Raw genomic sequence first — 17,589 nt, 5'->3', positions numbered from 1 at the left:
TAAACATGTGAAATATTACATTTAAAAGACGAAACCCTTCATTATTTGTTTTTACTTTTCCTATATTGTATAATATTTTTACCTTGATTTAACTTAAGGTTAACTACATAAGACCTGTTATCTTATTAAGCTAAAGGAGACTATCATTATGAAAAAATTAGGGGTATTTTTTATAACTACCTTATTATCCGCAACTACCACTTTGGCTACTCCTATTAAAATTCAAGTTAATGGAAAAGAAATTCTAAATAAAGTAGCACCTATCACACAAAATGGTACAACCTTAGTACCTCTTCGTGTCATTAGTGAAGAATTAGGAGCCTTCGTGGAATGGTCCTCTGCTACTAATACCATTACCATTTATAGTGACCTAGCTAATTTACAATTAAGCATGGGTTCCTTAGAAATGACTAAATTAGACTTCGCTTCTAATTCAGAAACACAAATCACCTTAACCCTAGCACCTATTCAAATTAATAGCACTACTATGGTTCCCTTGCGTGCTATTTCTGAAGGATTAGGTTGCAATATCAATTATGCTAGTGGTGTCATTGATATCAACTCACCTACTACAACTGTGCAACCTGGAAGCCCTCAATTTACTGAAGAAACAAAGCTTATCATCCAAAACGATTTAACCAATAAATATGGTATCTGCCAAACTGTAGCTGGTGACATTCCTCTCACTTTCAGCCTCACAGTTAATGAAAATAAGCTTAAATACTATCCTTGTGATTTTGAAATAGCCGCCAAGCTTTCAGAACAAGATATAGCACACTTAAAAAACTTAACACTTACAGCTCCAGATACAGCCGTATATGTAAAAAAACAACTACAAAGTCATATGGGGCAGCTTGCTTTAGAATTAATAACTACTTATCCTGAAGCAAAATTTTGGGGATATTACGATCTATCTCACTACGAAACAACTGATACAAAACAAAAACTTATTACAAGTTTTGCTTGTACTTGGATGAATTATATGCCTGATAAAGATCTTACTTATGCCGGTAGTAAAAAAGGGTTGTTTACATGGTTTACAAGTTATGACACGGAAATTTGGTAAAAAAAGAAGGATTCAGTTCACCTGAATCCTTCCTTTTTTTGGGGTATTATGATTTAAACACTATAAGAATTCTACTGCCTCCAATAGCCTTTACCTGTATACTTTAATAACCGAATAAAATGAATACTCTTTTATCATATTATATTTCTATTTAGTTAAAATTATAAGCTGTCATAATGGGTTTTCTTTGCTCTACTTGATCCTTAAAATACTCATAAAAGCTTAGTCCTAGAAAGCCCCCTGTTACATTAACTACATTAGTATAACCTAGGTTTTGCAGTGCTAATACTGCATTGTAGCTTCTTTGGCCTGTACGGCAATGAATATAAACTGGCTTGTCTTTAGGAATTTCTTGAGTTCGTTGTCTTAGTTCACTCAGTGGTATATTTTTAGCTTTTTCAAGATGACCTCTTTCGTATTCACCTACTTCTCTCACATCGATAAAGATTTGATTTTGCTCTAGCAGTGGTCTTACTTGATCTACTGTTACCTGTTTAAAGTCACCTGCTAATAAATTACTAGCAATATATCCTGCATAATTCACAATATCTTTTGCTGTTCCAAAAGGTGGTGCATAACAAAGCTCTAAATCCTTTAAATCATAAACTGTGGCATTAAACTTCATAGCTGTGGCAATCACATCAATTCGCTTATCTACGTCCCCTTTTCCAATAGCCTGTGCACCTAATATTCTACCTGTTGGCACTTCAAAAAGAAGTTTAAAGTGAAGTGGATTGCTATCTGGCATAATGCCTACTTTATCATTTAAAATAAAGTGAACTTTATCATAATAAAGCCCTAACTTTTGAGCTTTAATTATGTTTTCATTTAGACCTGTAGAAGCTCCATTATACTCAAAAACCTTAATAGCTGAACTCCCCATATAAGCGCTAGCTTTAATTTCTATGCCATTGATATTATCTGCTACTGCTCTTGCTGCTTTTTGGGCAGGGCCTGCTAAAGTTAAACGTGCTTTTTCACCTGTTAATAGATGATTGACATCAATAGCATCTCCTATGGCATAAATATCATCATCTATGGTTTGATAGCTCTCATTAACTGCAATAGCACCTGTTGGACTCATTTCTAAACCAGCTTCCTGGGCTAACTTACTTTCAGGCCTAACGCCTATTGCCATTACTACCATTTCTGTTGGTATCTTTTCTCCAGAAGCCAATATGACTGTTCTAGCTTCAAAGTGACTTACAGGACTACCTAGTAAAAGCTGAACACCATGGTCCGTAAGCACCTTGTGAAAAACTTGTACCATCTCTTCATCAAAGGGGCGTAAGATTTGTTTTTCTCCTTCTACTAAGGTAATATCATAACCTGCTTCTCTTAGATTTTCTGCTACTTCAATACCTATATAGCCACCACCAATAACTGTTATTGTTTTGACCTTATTTTGCTCTATATGTGATCTGAGTTTTATAATATCTGCTACATTTCTTACTGTAAAAGTAGGAATAGTATCTAATCCTTCAAGCTGCGGAACGATAGGTTTAGCACCTGGTGACAAAATCAATTTATCATAACTTTCTTCATAAGTTTTACCTGTTGAGTGCTGATAAACCTTAACTTTCTTATTAGTTCTATCGATAGCTACAACTTCTTCATTAACCCTTGCTATAATATTATATTGCTTTAAAAACTTTTCCGGATTCATTAAAACCAGCTTACCTGCTGGCTCGACAGTTCTGCTTAAATGATAAGGTAAAGCACAGTTTGAAAATGATACATGAGGTCCCTTTTCAAACATAATAATTTGATCTTTTTCACTATGTCTTCTGAGTCTAGCTGCTGCTGAAGCTCCTCCTGCTACACCACCTACAATGACTATTTTTTTACCCATAACATTCACTTCCTTTTCTTATTCTAATAGGTTATTTATTATAAAACTCTACCTAAATTCTATTTCTTCCTTTATAAGCAGCCATACCACCTTTTACATTCACTACGTTATAGCCTTTTTCTTGAAGTGCTTTAACTGTTCTCATACTTCTCATACCGGATTGACACATAATATAATACTTTTCATCTTGATTCAAATAGCGTTCAGGTGTACTTAATAAATTGCCCATTGGAATATGCTGAGCTGTTTTTACCTTACCTGATAACAGTTCGTAACCTTCTCGTATATCTATTAAATGGATATCATCTAACATATCATCCAAATCTTCTGCCCAAATAGTTTCTTTATTATTATTTCTATTAAAAATGGAAAACATATAATCTCCTCCTCATAATCAAATGATATTTTTAACCTTTTCGGTTATTCTATTCTTATTATAAGAATTTCTATTCTTTTTGTATGTAACTAACTCACATAGAAAAAAGCTCTAAGATGTTTTTTAAAGGAAGATACATTTCTCCTTCTTGAATATGTGCTGGCACAACTATTTCTAATGGTTCTTCATTATATAATGCTATTTTTTCACCCTGTTTAAAGCTTAGAATATTGTTCCCATCTGTTAAACTAATTTGTTTTTCTTCTGGCATATAGCTATAATTCAAATTCAGTGCTTGGCAGATTGCCTTAACAGGTACTACCCCTCTACCAAAAATAGTTTTTCCTTTTATTTGTACTTCGTTTATAGTCACTTGCCACTCATGAGAGTTTAAATTAATCATTTCTTTAGCTAACAAAAATGGTATCTCCTTATTAGCCTTCCAAATCTGGTCGTATTCCATTAAAGAAAGCCTTTTACCATTTGCATTTTTTCCTACTTCCAAGGTAAAAGAAGGCTTCTTTAAACTCTGAATAAACCAATCTGTAAATCCACGTCCTCCTCTTGATTGGCTAATAGGCACTAAGCTATACTGTGTTGCATGAGAAAGCATGCATCCTATTACTAAAGAATGTTTATACAGCTCACCTGTCTGATGATACCACCAATAAATCACTTCCCCAGCACTATGATAAGCTATAGCTGCTTCGAACTCTTGCACTTTACATAGATCTCTCAGTGCTTGTGTTTCCAATTCAGAGAAAGCTTCTGTCCCTGCATATCCGCTAGGTCCCGGTGTAGGCTTAGTGGCTATGGTAGCATAGAGGGTTGGATAATTACGATTTAAATCTACACCTCTTCCATTCGCTTTCCATTCTGGTCTAGTACTTAAAGCAATTGTTGCACCATCAGGGTTCACCAAGGGAACAAACCAAATAGATACTGTATTCAACACCGTTCGTACATCTTGCCCATTGATTGTTTGCTTCTCTACGTACGCTTCTGCTAAATAGCTTATTTGATTTAAAATAAGCACTGTTGTTAGAGCCTCTCTTCCATGATGCGTCCCATTAATAAGAATACTCTTTTCTCCTTTTCCTAATTTAAGTGCTTTAATCTCAGTTTGCTTAGTTGTAGAATATCCAATAGTTATTACCTCCGTCATTTCTTCATAATCCTGTGCTATTTGCTCTAGTGCCTTATTCGTTTCTGTACTAATTTGTTCCGAATAAATGGCTTTTAAATCTAATGGATTCCCCTTTAGTGATTGTATTAATAAAAGCATTACCATACAACTTTGCCATAACCTATACTTTTTTCTTCTCATTACTATCCCTCACATAGCCAATAACATTTAATGATTAAGGCACTTTTTAAGAGCTTCTATATCTAATAATTTAAAACTATTTTTATAGAAATCAATTAAATTGTCCTCCTTCATTCTAGCTAATTCTCTGCACATAGAAGGACGTGACACATTAAGAAATTCAGCTAGTGCCTCTCTATTAGGTGTAATATTAAAAGCCAGCTTGCCACTCCTTTGTGCTTCTTTTAAAAGATAAGTGGCTAGTTTTTCTCTCATCCCTTTTAATAGTAGGAGTTCCATTTTTATATTAAGCATTTCGTTTTTGTCCCCTAGTACCCTTAACATATTATGAATGAGTTGTGTGTGAAAAGAACATCCGTTACTACAATTTTCAATCACATATTTATATGGAATTAATATAACAGTTGTTTTTTCTCTTGCTTTAGTAGATACAGGGGCAATTCTTTTAGAAGTACATACGACGGATTCACCAAACATATGTGAAGCTTCTAAGAAAGCTATAATATGACGCTCTCCTGCTATGTTTTCCTTGATAATCTCTATGCAGCCTTCTAGAACAATGCCTATATGACCTACTTCATCTCCTGCATGAAAGAGATATTCTTCTGCTTCATAGGTTACCATTTTAAATGCCAAACAAGATAATAGTTTTTCCAGCTCCTCTTCTTTGATTTGACGAAATAGAGCTGATTGCAATAAACACTCTGCATAGCGCTTAATCATTTTGACTCGTTCTCCTTTAATTCATTATAAATCTATCTTATTACTTTCTTCTTTTTCTTGCACTATCTATTTTAAAATTACTCTCAAAAGAACTTTTTACCAGACTTTCCCTAAACTATAACATTTTTCTAATACTTACAAAGCTTCTTGCCTACTCGCTTTAATCACCTTTTTCTTATTATGCTAAAAATCAATAAAAGCTAGTCCTCAGCCCTTTATAAGCCGAAGACTAGCTTTTTATATTAACGTAATTTTTCTATTAATGCTTCTACATCTAAACCATGTACTTGACAAGCTTCTTCTAAAGTTTCCATCTGAGAAGATGGGCATCCAAGGCAGTGCATACCAGCTTCCATTAATACCCTTGCATTTTCAGGATTAATTTTTAAGATATCGCCAATCACCATGTCTTTTGTAATCATCCCTTGAGAAGTCTCAGCCATTTTTGCTTCTTCACCAAAGAACATCTCCATATCTTCTTCTACTGTAGAAATACCACCAATACCAAAGTTTTCTACTAATACTTTAGCTACATTTGGAGAAAGAAAAGCTGGAAGTGTTGGTCCTAAGTGAATTTCTTTTACTCCAAGATAAAGTAATGATAATAATACAATAACTGCTTTTTGTTCATACCAAGCAATGTTATAGATGATTGGTAATTCATTGATATCTGCTAAACCAAATACCTCTTTTAATTTAAGTGCAATGAGAGCTAAAGAATAAGAATCGTTACATTGTCCTGCATCTAATACTCTTGGAATGCCTCCGATATCGCCTAAATCAAGTTTATTATATTTGTATTTTGCACAGCCTGCTGTTAAAATCACTGTATCTTTTGGAAGTGCTTTTGCAAAATCTGTATAGTAATTTCTTTTAGAAGCTCTACCATCACACCCTGCCATTACTACGAACTTTTTAATAGCACCAGATTTTACAGCTTCTACTACTGTCTCTGCTAATGCAAATACTTGTTCATGAGCAAAACCACCAATGATTTCTCCTGTTTCAATTTCTGTTGGCGCTTTGCATGTTTTTGCTAAAGCAATGATTTCTGAAAAGTCTTTTTGGCTACCTGCTTCACCTTCTATATGCTTACAGCCTACATAGCCAGCTGCACCAGTTGTAAACATTCTATCTTTATAAGATGCTTTTGGAGGTACAATACAGTTTGTAGTCATTAAGATAGGTCCATTAAAGGCTTCAAACTCTTCTTTTTGTTTCCACCAAGCATTTCCATAGTTCCCTACTAAGTGGCTATACTTCTTAAGCTGTGGATAATAGTGTGCTGGCAACATTTCAGAGTGAGTATAGACATCTACCCCAGTACCTTCTGTTTGAATTAATAATTGTTCGATATCTGCAAGGTCATGACCCGATACTAAAATACCAGGATTCTTACCTACACCAATATTAACTTTTGTGATTTCTGGGTTACCGTAAGTTGATGTATTGGCTGTATCAAGTAATGCCATTCCATCAACACCTACTTTACCTGTTTCTAATGTTAAAGCTACAAGATCGTCTGCTGTTAATGAATCATCTAGTAATTTCATTAATGTTTCTTGCATAAACGCATCGATTGCTTCATTATCATAACCTAATGCATTAGCATGTTTAGAATAAGCAGATAAGCCTTTTAAGCCATAAGTAATTAACTCTCTTAATGAACGAATATCTTCATTTTCCGTGGCTAAAACACCTACTTCATCTGATTCAGCTTTTGCTTTTAAAATTTGATTAACTTCACTAGCTTCTTTGTTTCCAGATACTAAATTCTTAAGAGAAGCTAAAATGCCTGTTTTGTTTTCCAAGGCAATATCCCAAGTAGCTGCTTCAGATAAATGATCTTTGTTAGTTAACTGCTGCATTAATTCATTTTTCTTTGCTAAAGTTTCTTTTACTCTTGCATAAAATACTTCATCATCAAAGTTTGCATTTGTAATCGTTGTAAATAAGTTAAGTGTGATGTAGTGGTTTAAGTCTTTACTTACCTCTTTTCCTTCTTGACGTAATCTTGTTGTCACTTCAGATATCCCTTTTGTTACATAGATGAGTAAGTCTTGCATATTAGCTAGTTCTGCACTTTTACCACATACCCCTACCTTTGTACATGCTTTGTTTCCTGCTGTCTCTTGACATTGCATACAATACATTTGATTATTCATATTTCTCTCTCCTTTATTTTAACGGATTTTAGCCATTTCTTCGCTGCTGATAACTGTATTATATCTAAAAGCAACATCAAATTACGTAGCTATGGCTACAAATTAAAAATAAAGAAATAAATAATCACCCTCATCGTAACCTCTGCATCTTCTGGACTAAATACACTTACAATAGTTAGTATTGCAAACCACTGATACCATCTCTCTATTACTTTTAACACGTGTCTTGTACCACTAAGCATGTTACTTTTCCTCTCTGTTCAATATCTCTCTCCATTCCACTATTTTCCCAATATAAGTATGATATAAAAATTGAGTTCTCTAAACTATGATTCGTATCGAAAAAATCATGTTTCATGCATCGGTCGGTTTTTGCGACAAATTTATGATAACTTGAAGATGTGAAGCAATATCTTTATGTGAAGCAAAAATTCGTAAAGGAGGAATATGATTATGAAAAAACGATTTAGAGCAAGCTTATCATCGATATATCCTTTATTTCTTAGGGCAATGGGATGCACAGTAACCATAGGATGAAATATCTTTGAATCGTTTGCTGAAGTGGCTCTACAAAACCACATACATAATTGAATTACCTAAATTAAATTTATGGAAAAGATACCAAGGAGGATTAAGAAATGAGAAAACGTATTTTTAGTGTATTTCTCACGCTATGTATGGTGTGTACCTTGCTGCCAGCCCAGCTTACCTTTGCGGCATGGACTGGATCATGGAATGGAAGTTGGTATGGAACATGGGATGGACAAGCTGCGGAACTTAGTGACAATATTGGCTTTAATTATGGGGTAGGTGGACACTTATTAGTCACCATGCCTACCACTACATCTAGCTGCTATACTTTTGGAACAACCTCGTCAGACGGACTGACCATTACAGAAACTGCCGCAAATACTGACACATTACCTAATTCAGGATGGAACTGGGCGGTTAAAAAAGATGCTGATCAGGGAGGACTCCCTACCTATACCTTAATCCTTAGCGGTGCCAACATTACATCAAAAAGTGGGGATGCTGTAATGATAGGAAAAAGCAGTGGTAACGATAAGGTTATGAATTTAAACCTTGTTATAAAGGGAAATAACGAGGTGACAGCTCCCACAACTGCTATTGCCATCTATAACAACAAACGTGTTACTGTTAGTGGGAATGGAAGTCTAACGGTGAATGGAGGAAGTTTTGGCTTTTTTGCAGACTTGACAGATGCCCTTGAGATAGGGGATCAGGTTAAGCTCAATGCCACAGGAGGTACAGGTGCTGGACTTCAGGCTTTGAAAGGTACATTAACTATTTCGACCCGTGGTGATGGGGAAGTAGTAACAACGTCCAATGGAGTAAATGCAAGAGCAATTAAGGCAAAGACTATTGTAATTGACCCTAATGTAGAACTTTATGAAGGAGCTATCGGCTCTTTTGATAACTGGGGTGAGTTAATAGAAGCAGCTAAGTCACCAGCTAAATGGAGAAGAAAGTATACGATTACAGCAACAGCAGGTGTAGGAGGAAGTATTATAGCAGTTGGAAATCCAGCTGAGCCTACAGTAGTTAGCAAAGGAGCCATTCAAACCTATAACATTACACCAAACAGTGGCTATGTTATCTCAGAGGTAATGGTGGATAATGTAAGTAAAGGTGCTATCTCAAGCTATACCTTTGATAATGTACAAGAAGACCACACCATTACAGTAACCTTTAGTGTGATACCAAAGCCTACCTATACGATTACAGCAACAGCAGGTGCAGGAGGAAGTATTTCTTCACCAGCTGGGAATGCAGTTGGGGCTACAGTAGTTAATCAAGGAGACAATCAAAGCTATATCTTTACACCAAAACGTGGCTATGTTATTTCTGATGTTAAGGTGGATAATGTAAGCAAAGGTGCTCTTTCAAACTATACCTTTAGTAATGTACAAGCAAATCATACCATTGAAGTAACCTTTAAGTCTGTTAGCAGTGGGGGTTCTTCTTCAGGCGGAGGCGGTAGTACCTATACACCTATCTATACAGTCACTACTGATACTTCTAAAACAGAACATGGGCAGTTGGTATTAGATAAAGAAAAAGCGGCTGCAGGTGAAATAGTAAAATTGACCCCCAAGGCAGAAGCAGGCTATGAAATAGATACACTAGTAGTAAAGGATGAAAAAGGCAACATCATTGAAGTGACTAAAAATGCAGATGGCACCTATTCCTTTAAGATGCCTAGCGGTAAGGTAACCATAGAAACCACTTTTAAGAAAAGTCAACAGGAACCTGTTGTACCTCCTACAGATGAACAACCTGTAACATGGGTAAATACCTTTAACGATGTTGTAGAAACAAATTGGTATTATGAAGCTGTGAAGTTTGTAAATGAAAAGAAACTCTTTGCAGGAAACAGTGAAAATAGCTTCGCACCTAAACAATTAATGACAAGAGCTATGGTTTGGACCGTAATAGGCCGTTTAGAAGGTGAGGAGTTATCCGGAATTAATGTATTTGAGGATGCACGTGCTTGGGCAATGAAAAGTGAAATCTCAGACGCTAGCAACCCAAGTGGTAATGTATCAAGAGAGCAATTTGTGACCATGTTTTGGAGGTACTGCGGCTCACCAAAAGCAAATGCTACGTTAGTAGGCTTTAATGATGCCAATAAAATTAACGATTATGCGAAAGAAGCCATGGCATGGGCAGTGGAAAAAGGTATTATAATAGGTAAAGGCAATGGGCTGCTTGCACCTAATGACAATGTTACAAGAGCAGAAGCTGCTACCATTCTCATGGCTTATTATAAAGAGTATGTAAATAAAAAGCATTCATCTTAAACAACCTAAATTCTAATTTACTTAGCTTATTAAAAACTTCTCATCTGTTAACAGAAACAGTGACTTAAAATCACTTTTAGGTCAAACAAAACTTTTAGGGGATGTAAAAAAACTCCCCTAACGAAAAAATCGCTGAGGTCGTAAGACTTCAGCGATTTTTTTGGTATAATTTATTTATGCTACTAAACAAAAATACCAATGATAATTTTACACCAAGACAGCTAAAATTACCATTGGATATCGAAAAAATAATTGATATTTCAGATCCAGTATATACTTTATGCGAAGTAATGGATCACATTGACCTAACACGATATTTTGTAGAGAAGGACTGCAAAACAGGTCGTCCAAGATGTGATTCAGATAAAATGCTTAAGATTATACTTTTCACTTTTATGGAGCATGGCATTAGTTCTTTAAGAAATATTGAAAAACTCTGCCGTACAGACATCAGATATATGTATCTTCTTGACGGAATGAAAGCTCCATCTTTTGCTACTTTCGGCAACTTTATTCGTAATGAATTAACGACTTCAATTGAACAAATCTTCATTGATATCAATTCTTATATTTTTGATCAAGAGCATGTGGATTTACATCACACTTACATCGATGGAACAAAGATCGAAGCTAATGCTAATCGCTATACCTGGGTATGGAAGAAATCTTGCATCAAAAATAGAAACAAAGTGTTCGAAAAGATCTCATTACTCATCGATACAATGAATTCAGAGGTTCTTAGTTTTCTTAATGTGAAGTTAGAAAAAAGAGATGAATATGCGATTGATTACGTTGAGGCATTGCTTGAAAATTATCAGAAGGCAATAAATCTAGAGGTTTCAAAATTTGTTTCCGGAGCGGGGCATAAGAAAAGTATCCATCAAAAACAGTATCAGGAAATGCAGGGGTATCTAGAACGCCTCAAGAAATATGCAAAGCACCTCGAAGTATGTGGTGAGCGAAGAAATAGTTATTCAAAAACTGATCACGATGCAACTTTTATGAGAATCAAACGTGATTATATGGGAAATGACCAGCTCCTTCCTGCTTACAACATGCAGGCTTCCATATGTGATGAATATATAGCTGTAATAGACGCAAAACCTTATGCTTCAGACATGGAATGTTTTCAACCTTTAATGGAAAAGTTTAATGCTACTTATGGTCATTATCCAACGTATCCTGTTGCTGACGCAGGATATGGTTCTTATAATAATTATCTTTATTGTGAGGAACATGGCATGGAAAAATATATGAAATTTACTATGTTTGAGAGGGAAACTAAGAATGAAAAATATCATTATGATCCATATCGTGCAGTAAATTTCAAAAGAGATGAACAAGGAAACCTGATCTGTCCTAATAATAAAAAGTTTATATATAAATGTGATAGGCATATATATAAAAATCAATATGGTAGAACAGAAGAAATATATGAATGTGAAGACTGTGCAGGATGTCCATATCGTAGTGAATGTTGCAAAAGATCACATGGAAATAGAACAGTACGCCTTAATCGAGAATTAACAGAAATACATAAGGAAGTAATAAATAATCTAGAATCAATTCATGGTGCCTTATTGTGTATGAACAGAAGTATTCAATCAGAGGGGACATTTGGGATAATTAAGTGGGATAGATCTTATAAAAGATTATTTCGGCGAGGAGAAAAAGCTGTCCTTTTAGAATTCACGTTAATTTCTTGTGGATACAACCTCTATAAGTATCATAACAAGAAACATCGGACATCCATAGTTGCATAAAAAACGGATATAATATCATCATTTAAAGCCTATAAAACCATAGGCTTAATAAGTGACTTCTAATTTTGTGATAATGATAATAAATCTATTAAAAAACAAGGAGCAGGTCGCTACAGGCGACCTGCTCCTTGTTTCGAGGCTGTTTTTTTACAGCCCCTTTTTTTGTAGGCATTACAACAAATAAATAATTGCATCTGATTAGAGACTATCCTCATCTTCAGAGTATAAAGTGTATTTACGAAAAGACGTATCATCAAAATATCTCCAACCACAAACTATGGATGAAGATGTAAAAGTTTTTATGGTTTCACCAGACTATTTGACAGGAGGCGGTTCAAACTTCAAACTGAACTGAAAGTCCTCGCATAAAATAACAAGGCCCCTCTAAAAACATGCTAATAAGCACGCTAGAGGGGCTTTCCTATGTAAGAATTTGAAAAACATTGAGATTACGTACAGAGAAGGGGACTCGAACCCCCACGCCCTTGCGGGCACTAGAACCTGAATCTAGCGCGTCTGCCATTCCGCCATCTCTGCTTTTTATCCGTTGATATTCAATACATCTAAGGTTTCAGCGCTAGATTTTTCACTAAATATAGCGCTAGATTACTGAAATACTATCACATATAAAGTTATACGTCAATATCACAAAAAAGGAATAAGTTATCCACCTATTCCTCCATATAAAATAAATTAATAGTAATTATGTAAAAATAGCATATATGAAAAATAAAAATCATATAATCCTAACGTAGTTGGCAAATTATATGGTTATTATATTTCGTATGTGATATACACCCTCACAAAGTGGGTGTTTTTTTATGTACCAATAATGTACCAACGATATACGAAAGATTTCATATCATAAAATAAAGCTTAATTATATCTTTAAAACAGTCATATATACGATAGAGAAAGCATAAGTTATACTTGTATAACCAATGACTTAATCTATTCGTGTATGTGATGATAAGGGTGAGGGATTTTTAATCTGACACCCTTTTTTTATTTTAAAAAGCACCCTTTAATTTCACTTTGTAAATTATACTATTTCCTTCATCATCACTAATGCTAAACGTCACATCTTCAGTTGTATACCTCTTTACATTTTTAACTGTAATAGTATTATCGCTAATACTTGTTGTACAATAAGTGCTTGTTATACTGTCAGTTCTAGCAATATTTAAAACTTCACTTGTCGCAACATTATCTACATATTTAGTTATTGTAAGTGTTCCAGTATCACCTTGCACTAATGAATATGTCGTACTATCTACAACATCAAAATAAATATCAGCTACTGCATCAAAAGTCACAAGTGCTTGTACTACCTCTTTAAAGGTACAAACTACAATAGTATCTTGTGTTAATGTAAAACTATATGTACTGCCTTCTACCGTACAAGGCACTTCATTTATAGTTAGTGTATCTATTTCGTAGCCATCATTGGGCATTATAGTTAATGTAACGCTTGTATCGGCTAATAGTTTACCTATTACATTAGATGTGACCGTTCCATTTTGGCTAGGCTGAATAGTTAAATTATAGTATGTATGTACTTCCAGCACATCACTAGCTACATGATTATTTTTATCATCATCAGTAGTAATAGTATCTAAGTCACAATAGTAAATCAAAATACCATCTTCTTGCCTTGATACTGTTTTAACTCTCCAAACGTAGTCATAAACGAAAAATCTAAAATTAGTCGTTATTAATCTATTGATCTCGTTATCTTGCACCCTTACTTCTAATGAAGATGATAAAGTGCTTATACTTATTCCATCAGCTATAACACTTTTGCTATCATGTGGAATACAAGGAATATATATAACACCATTGTTAGTCTTTACATTTAAAGTATGACATAATCTTTGATATTTAAAGACATTATACACGTTATTTACAGTCTTTACCTCTGTAGTGATAAATTGCATACCATCATATATAAAAACGTCATACAATGCTAAATTCACTTCAAAAGGCAATATGATATTGCTTTCTTGCTTTCTGACAATAGCTTTATATGGCGTTCCTTTTATGCTTATTTCCTCACCGTATAACCTAAGTTGATTTTGAAATAGCCTTTGATTAGTGGCATTAATCATATTATCTAACACCTCTTTCTAGTAAAAAGCATATATACGTCGCTATACTGTTCGTTAGAATCCAATGGAATTTCTGCTATTTGCTTTTCTACTTTTGCTATTCTCTTTTCAAGCTGACTATATAGCTGACTTGTTGTAAAGCCTGTTTCTCCATCTGCTAACTTTTGTAGATTGTCTGTATCATTACCTAACATTCTCAATATGTCTAATACAGTTAGTAATAACTTACGTTGCATAGTAGCTTTATCATATGTATCAGTTCCAGCTAAACCATTTTCGATTAAAAGCTGATTGTATTCTACTTCAGCAAAGTATTGTCTATTGCTTAGTTCTAATAGCAATCTATTATATACTGTCATTCTATCACCAGCCTTTCTATTTCATTAATTCTTTAATTTCTGATATGTCATCCTCAATTACATTAATTTTGTTTGATACGTTAGTTGTAAGATTATCTATAGTTGTTATGTATCTCTGTTCTCTGTCATTATTAGTTTTAAGTACCCATACCAACATTCCTGTAAACAAAGTTGCGATTAATCCATATTCTGAAAATACTGTTGTTAAAATTGCCATTATATCCATACTATCACCTTCTTCCTATAAATAAAAAAAGATGCTTGTTAAAGCATCTCATTGAACCTTTATTAAGTTTTTATCATTCATTTTATATATCTCTAGTTTCTTAATTTCTTTCATTTTACTTCCTATCTGCCTTAAAAATTCTGCTTGTTGTTTTTCTATTAATACTATATCCATATAAGGAATAGGTGCTACCATTACCAAATCTCCAACATCAGATAATTCCATATTCCTATTAGTTAAGAATTTATAGTACATTATATAATGCATTAATTTAAGCGAAGGAAATTTATCTTCTATTCGTTCTTTTGTAATTAAATTATGTTTCTTAATAAACGATATTCTATTTTTTAAAAAAGTAGGATGTCTTAAGCTGAGTTGTGTTAATGTACCATTAATAACAAAATTTTTTATCTCCGTAGGATTTGTAGGATTATACTTACTATCTTTTAAGTTTGTCTGAATAATATTCAAGGTATCTTCTCTAGTAGACATAAATTCTTTTTCAAAATCATTAAATTCCTTAAACTCAAAAAGCACTTCTTTGAGTTTCACACTACTAGTTGAACCAATTTTCACCTGTAAAATTTGTTCTTGTTTGAATCCCTTAATATAACTGTCTACTTCTTCTTTTATTACTGCTACATGTGATTTAATAATAAACACATTTGGTATATTATCAAAAATTTCTATAAATCTATTTAACTTTTCATCGTTATTGCATTGTTTTAGTTCTACAAGATTGTACATAGATACACAAAATATCCATTTTTCTTCAACAGATTTATTTAATACCTCTAGGCAAAACTTATCATCCCTTACCATTTGACTTAGAATACAAGTGTCAACAAACGCTAATTTATATTCTTTCCCCTTAATATTTATCATTATTATACCCCCCATCTATTATAAACTATACTACAATTATAGGCTTAGTGTATTATATTTTCTGTGGGTAGTGAAAGGGATAGATATTTAGTCATATGTCAAGTAGGGGTAATGATATTTTATGTTGTTTTTATACATTGCACATAAGCATAGTTTAGTGCATAGTAACATAATTTACCACTTCAACACAATCTATTGATAATCAACAGTTTGATGCATTATATTATGTGAATAAATCTTTTAAAACATTGATTTTATTGTAAGATACCGCATAATCAACACAAAATGTTATATTTATTCATCTATATGACCATTTCCCCATCATGTATAATATTGTGTGACAAATACTACATTCTTCACACAAGTATATCTGTACTAATTGATAGTCAATAATCATCTGAACATGTATGAGTGAAAGGGTAACAGCCGAATATCTATAGATTCCATCGTGTAGTTATTTAGTTGCTATATATTAATAACCCCTATTAATAACATATACTTACTATTTAAAGGTAGACGATATTCCATCCACCTTTATAATTACACGTTCGTCAACTCTGATGATGCTTATATATTTATTGATTCCCCTGTTCCGGTGAAACAACACTCTGTACATTATCAGCTACTTTTTCTTTACCTAATCTTGCTAATACTTGCTGACTATCATTTGTTAAAGGTGACTTCTCAATATACGTCTGCTTATCAATACAACCATCTTGATACTGCTTACTTAGATTTTCAATAACATCCTTATCTGACATAGGAATATTGTAATTGAATGTAATATCTATATAACTATCTGCACTATACTTTTTACCCTTCTTAGCTAATATAGTTTTAATTATCTCATGTCTTTCTTCAAAGCCATCCTCAAGTATGTACTTGTACCAGTTAGCTTTACTATGTGACTTACCATATAAAAGCTTTATACTTGTCTCACTAATATTAGCTACATCTCCTTGACCGTAAAGTATAGAAGGTACGCAACTAATATCACATAATTGTTGTTGTAACTGGTGAACATAAAATTTAATACTATTTAAATCTAACTGTGCTGATACATACTTCATTTCCCCACCTTCTTCAAGGTTAAGTACATAGCCATTCGCATTTACATCAATGCCTTTAGGTGCTTCAAGCATAGTACCAGTTTGTGTCAATATAGGATTGATTGAATTGGTTTCTATACTATCCCCAAACTTTGACATGAATAGTTCAAATTCATCCATTATAGGCTTAATATCTTCTAGCATAGATTCTACTTTATCAATCTCTATATTCTCATATTTAATAGGTAGACCAAAACTTGTATATTGACCTACCTTATGAATATATGTACCTTCATTAGTCCAGCACTCCACCCTGTCGCCCCAATATACATTATAGTAAGTTACATTATTACTAGCACTCGTATAGCTTTCAATAAAGCCTATATACTCGTCTGTATCTTCACTATATACTGGGTAGCCATCCTCACCATTAATTATTTTACTTTTGATATTGCTACCATCATAATAAACAAATTCATAAGCACAACCATATTTAAGTAAGCTATCAAGTAGGTTAAAGTTAAGCTTATGATACTTAGCTTTACGATAAACTGTATTAAATTCTTTAACCATTTCTTCATCATTGCCACCTAGAGAAATGGGATTGCTTAGGATATAACCATTAAAGAAATTAATGAATGATTTAACCGTTTGAAATATAGTTTTCCTTACTTCAAAAGTCTCACCCTTGAAAGTAAAATCCTTTCTATTTAATACCCTATGTATCATATTAAGATAATCTTTATTATTCAGTACGCTACTAACCCTTGCCATCTGATCTGATTGGTTTACTTCCTGTTCAAACCATGTAGGATTTCCCTCATACTTATCATTTATATATTGTTCTAGTGTTTGCACTCTATCACAT

Annotated in this window: 14 protein-coding genes and 1 tRNA gene; 3 read left to right on the top strand and 12 right to left on the bottom strand. The window is 33.6% G+C overall.

What is annotated here, in order from left to right:
• The first annotated feature begins 148 nt into the window (after positions 1-148).
• Positions 149-1,066, top strand: coding sequence for a copper amine oxidase N-terminal domain-containing protein (locus CLOLE_RS06220; protein ID WP_013656227.1), 918 nt, complete (start codon positions 149-151; stop codon positions 1,064-1,066).
• A 151-nt stretch (positions 1,067-1,217) separates the two neighbouring features.
• Here the strand turns inward: CLOLE_RS06220 and CLOLE_RS06215 are convergent, their stop codons facing one another.
• The 6 genes from CLOLE_RS06215 to CLOLE_RS22890 form a co-directional block, all read right to left on the bottom strand.
• Positions 1,218-2,918 (bottom strand): FAD-dependent oxidoreductase, encoded by a 1,701-nt coding sequence (locus CLOLE_RS06215; protein ID WP_013656226.1) that lies wholly within the window; start codon positions 2,916-2,918, stop codon positions 1,218-1,220.
• Between the two features lie 52 nt (positions 2,919-2,970).
• Positions 2,971-3,294, bottom strand: coding sequence for a rhodanese-like domain-containing protein (locus CLOLE_RS06210; RefSeq protein ID WP_013656225.1), 324 nt, complete (start codon positions 3,292-3,294; stop codon positions 2,971-2,973).
• 94 nt (positions 3,295-3,388) lie between these two features.
• On the bottom strand, positions 3,389-4,621 hold the full coding sequence (locus CLOLE_RS06205) for a M14 family zinc carboxypeptidase (RefSeq protein WP_013656224.1): 1,233 nt from the start codon (positions 4,619-4,621) through the stop codon (positions 3,389-3,391).
• A gap of 27 nt (positions 4,622-4,648) precedes the next feature.
• Entirely contained in the window at positions 4,649-5,344 is a 696-nt protein-coding gene (locus CLOLE_RS06200) for a Crp/Fnr family transcriptional regulator (RefSeq protein WP_013656223.1), read from the bottom strand.
• Between the two features lie 242 nt (positions 5,345-5,586).
• The gene (gene hcp, locus CLOLE_RS06195) at positions 5,587-7,509 is read right to left on the bottom strand and encodes a hydroxylamine reductase (protein ID WP_013656222.1); all 1,923 of its coding nucleotides are present in this window, start codon (positions 7,507-7,509) and stop codon (positions 5,587-5,589) included.
• A 95-nt stretch (positions 7,510-7,604) separates the two neighbouring features.
• A complete protein-coding gene (locus CLOLE_RS22890; RefSeq protein WP_013656221.1) occupies positions 7,605-7,751 on the bottom strand; it encodes a hypothetical protein in 147 nt (48 codons plus the stop codon).
• 396 nt (positions 7,752-8,147) lie between these two features.
• On the opposite strand from CLOLE_RS22890, the gene CLOLE_RS06190 reads away from it, so the two are divergent.
• Together CLOLE_RS06190 and CLOLE_RS06185 are read left to right on the top strand one after the other, a co-directional pair.
• Positions 8,148-10,331: an S-layer homology domain-containing protein gene (locus tag CLOLE_RS06190; protein WP_013656220.1), complete on the top strand. Its 2,184-nt coding sequence runs from the start codon at positions 8,148-8,150 to the stop codon at positions 10,329-10,331.
• A 176-nt stretch (positions 10,332-10,507) separates the two neighbouring features.
• A complete protein-coding gene (locus CLOLE_RS06185; protein WP_013656219.1) occupies positions 10,508-12,094 on the top strand; it encodes a transposase in 1,587 nt (528 codons plus the stop codon).
• A gap of 454 nt (positions 12,095-12,548) precedes the next feature.
• Here CLOLE_RS06185 and CLOLE_RS06180 read toward each other — a convergent pair.
• The 6 genes from CLOLE_RS06180 to CLOLE_RS06155 all read right to left on the bottom strand — a co-directional run bounded on the left by CLOLE_RS06180 (position 12,549) and on the right by CLOLE_RS06155 (position 17,579).
• Positions 12,549-12,631, bottom strand: a tRNA-Leu gene (locus tag CLOLE_RS06180).
• A 473-nt stretch (positions 12,632-13,104) separates the two neighbouring features.
• Entirely contained in the window at positions 13,105-14,214 is a 1,110-nt protein-coding gene (locus CLOLE_RS06175) for an InlB B-repeat-containing protein (RefSeq protein ID WP_162145069.1), read from the bottom strand.
• Complete coding sequence (locus CLOLE_RS06170; RefSeq protein WP_013656217.1) at positions 14,208-14,561, bottom strand: hypothetical protein; 354 nt, start codon at positions 14,559-14,561, stop codon at positions 14,208-14,210. Before CLOLE_RS06170 ends, CLOLE_RS06175 begins: the two co-directional genes overlap by 7 nt.
• Positions 14,562-14,577: 16 nt before the next feature.
• Positions 14,578-14,787 (bottom strand): BhlA/UviB family holin-like peptide, encoded by a 210-nt coding sequence (locus tag CLOLE_RS06165; protein WP_013656216.1) that lies wholly within the window; start codon positions 14,785-14,787, stop codon positions 14,578-14,580.
• A gap of 48 nt (positions 14,788-14,835) precedes the next feature.
• Entirely contained in the window at positions 14,836-15,672 is an 837-nt protein-coding gene (locus CLOLE_RS06160; protein ID WP_013656215.1) for a hypothetical protein, read from the bottom strand.
• A 575-nt stretch (positions 15,673-16,247) separates the two neighbouring features.
• Positions 16,248-17,579: a phage portal protein gene (locus tag CLOLE_RS06155; protein ID WP_013656214.1), complete on the bottom strand. Its 1,332-nt coding sequence runs from the start codon at positions 17,577-17,579 to the stop codon at positions 16,248-16,250.
• Positions 17,580-17,589: the final 10 nt, after the last annotated feature.

Source organism: Cellulosilyticum lentocellum DSM 5427 (assembly GCF_000178835.2).
Lineage (GTDB): Bacteria > Bacillota > Clostridia > Lachnospirales > Cellulosilyticaceae > Cellulosilyticum > Cellulosilyticum lentocellum.
Note: the sequence above shows the minus strand (reverse complement) of the source record. Positions and strands in the feature narration are given on the sequence as shown.

Coding starts and splice junctions, on each gene's coding strand:
- hcp (WP_013656222.1), bottom strand. CDS start 7,509: ATGAATAATCAAATGTATTGTATGCAATGTCAAGAGACAGCAGGAAAC.
- CLOLE_RS06185 (WP_013656219.1), top strand. CDS start 10,508: ATGCTACTAAACAAAAATACCAATGATAATTTTACACCAAGACAGCTA.
- CLOLE_RS06200 (WP_013656223.1), bottom strand. CDS start 5,344: ATGATTAAGCGCTATGCAGAGTGTTTATTGCAATCAGCTCTATTTCGT.
- CLOLE_RS06190 (WP_013656220.1), top strand. CDS start 8,148: ATGAGAAAACGTATTTTTAGTGTATTTCTCACGCTATGTATGGTGTGT.
- CLOLE_RS06215 (WP_013656226.1), bottom strand. CDS start 2,918: ATGGGTAAAAAAATAGTCATTGTAGGTGGTGTAGCAGGAGGAGCTTCA.
- CLOLE_RS06220 (WP_013656227.1), top strand. CDS start 149: ATGAAAAAATTAGGGGTATTTTTTATAACTACCTTATTATCCGCAACT.
- CLOLE_RS06210 (WP_013656225.1), bottom strand. CDS start 3,294: ATGTTTTCCATTTTTAATAGAAATAATAATAAAGAAACTATTTGGGCA.
- CLOLE_RS06165 (WP_013656216.1), bottom strand. CDS start 14,787: ATGGATATAATGGCAATTTTAACAACAGTATTTTCAGAATATGGATTA.
- CLOLE_RS22890 (WP_013656221.1), bottom strand. CDS start 7,751: ATGCTTAGTGGTACAAGACACGTGTTAAAAGTAATAGAGAGATGGTAT.
- CLOLE_RS06160 (WP_013656215.1), bottom strand. CDS start 15,672: ATGATAAATATTAAGGGGAAAGAATATAAATTAGCGTTTGTTGACACT.
- CLOLE_RS06170 (WP_013656217.1), bottom strand. CDS start 14,561: ATGACAGTATATAATAGATTGCTATTAGAACTAAGCAATAGACAATAC.
- CLOLE_RS06205 (WP_013656224.1), bottom strand. CDS start 4,621: ATGAGAAGAAAAAAGTATAGGTTATGGCAAAGTTGTATGGTAATGCTT.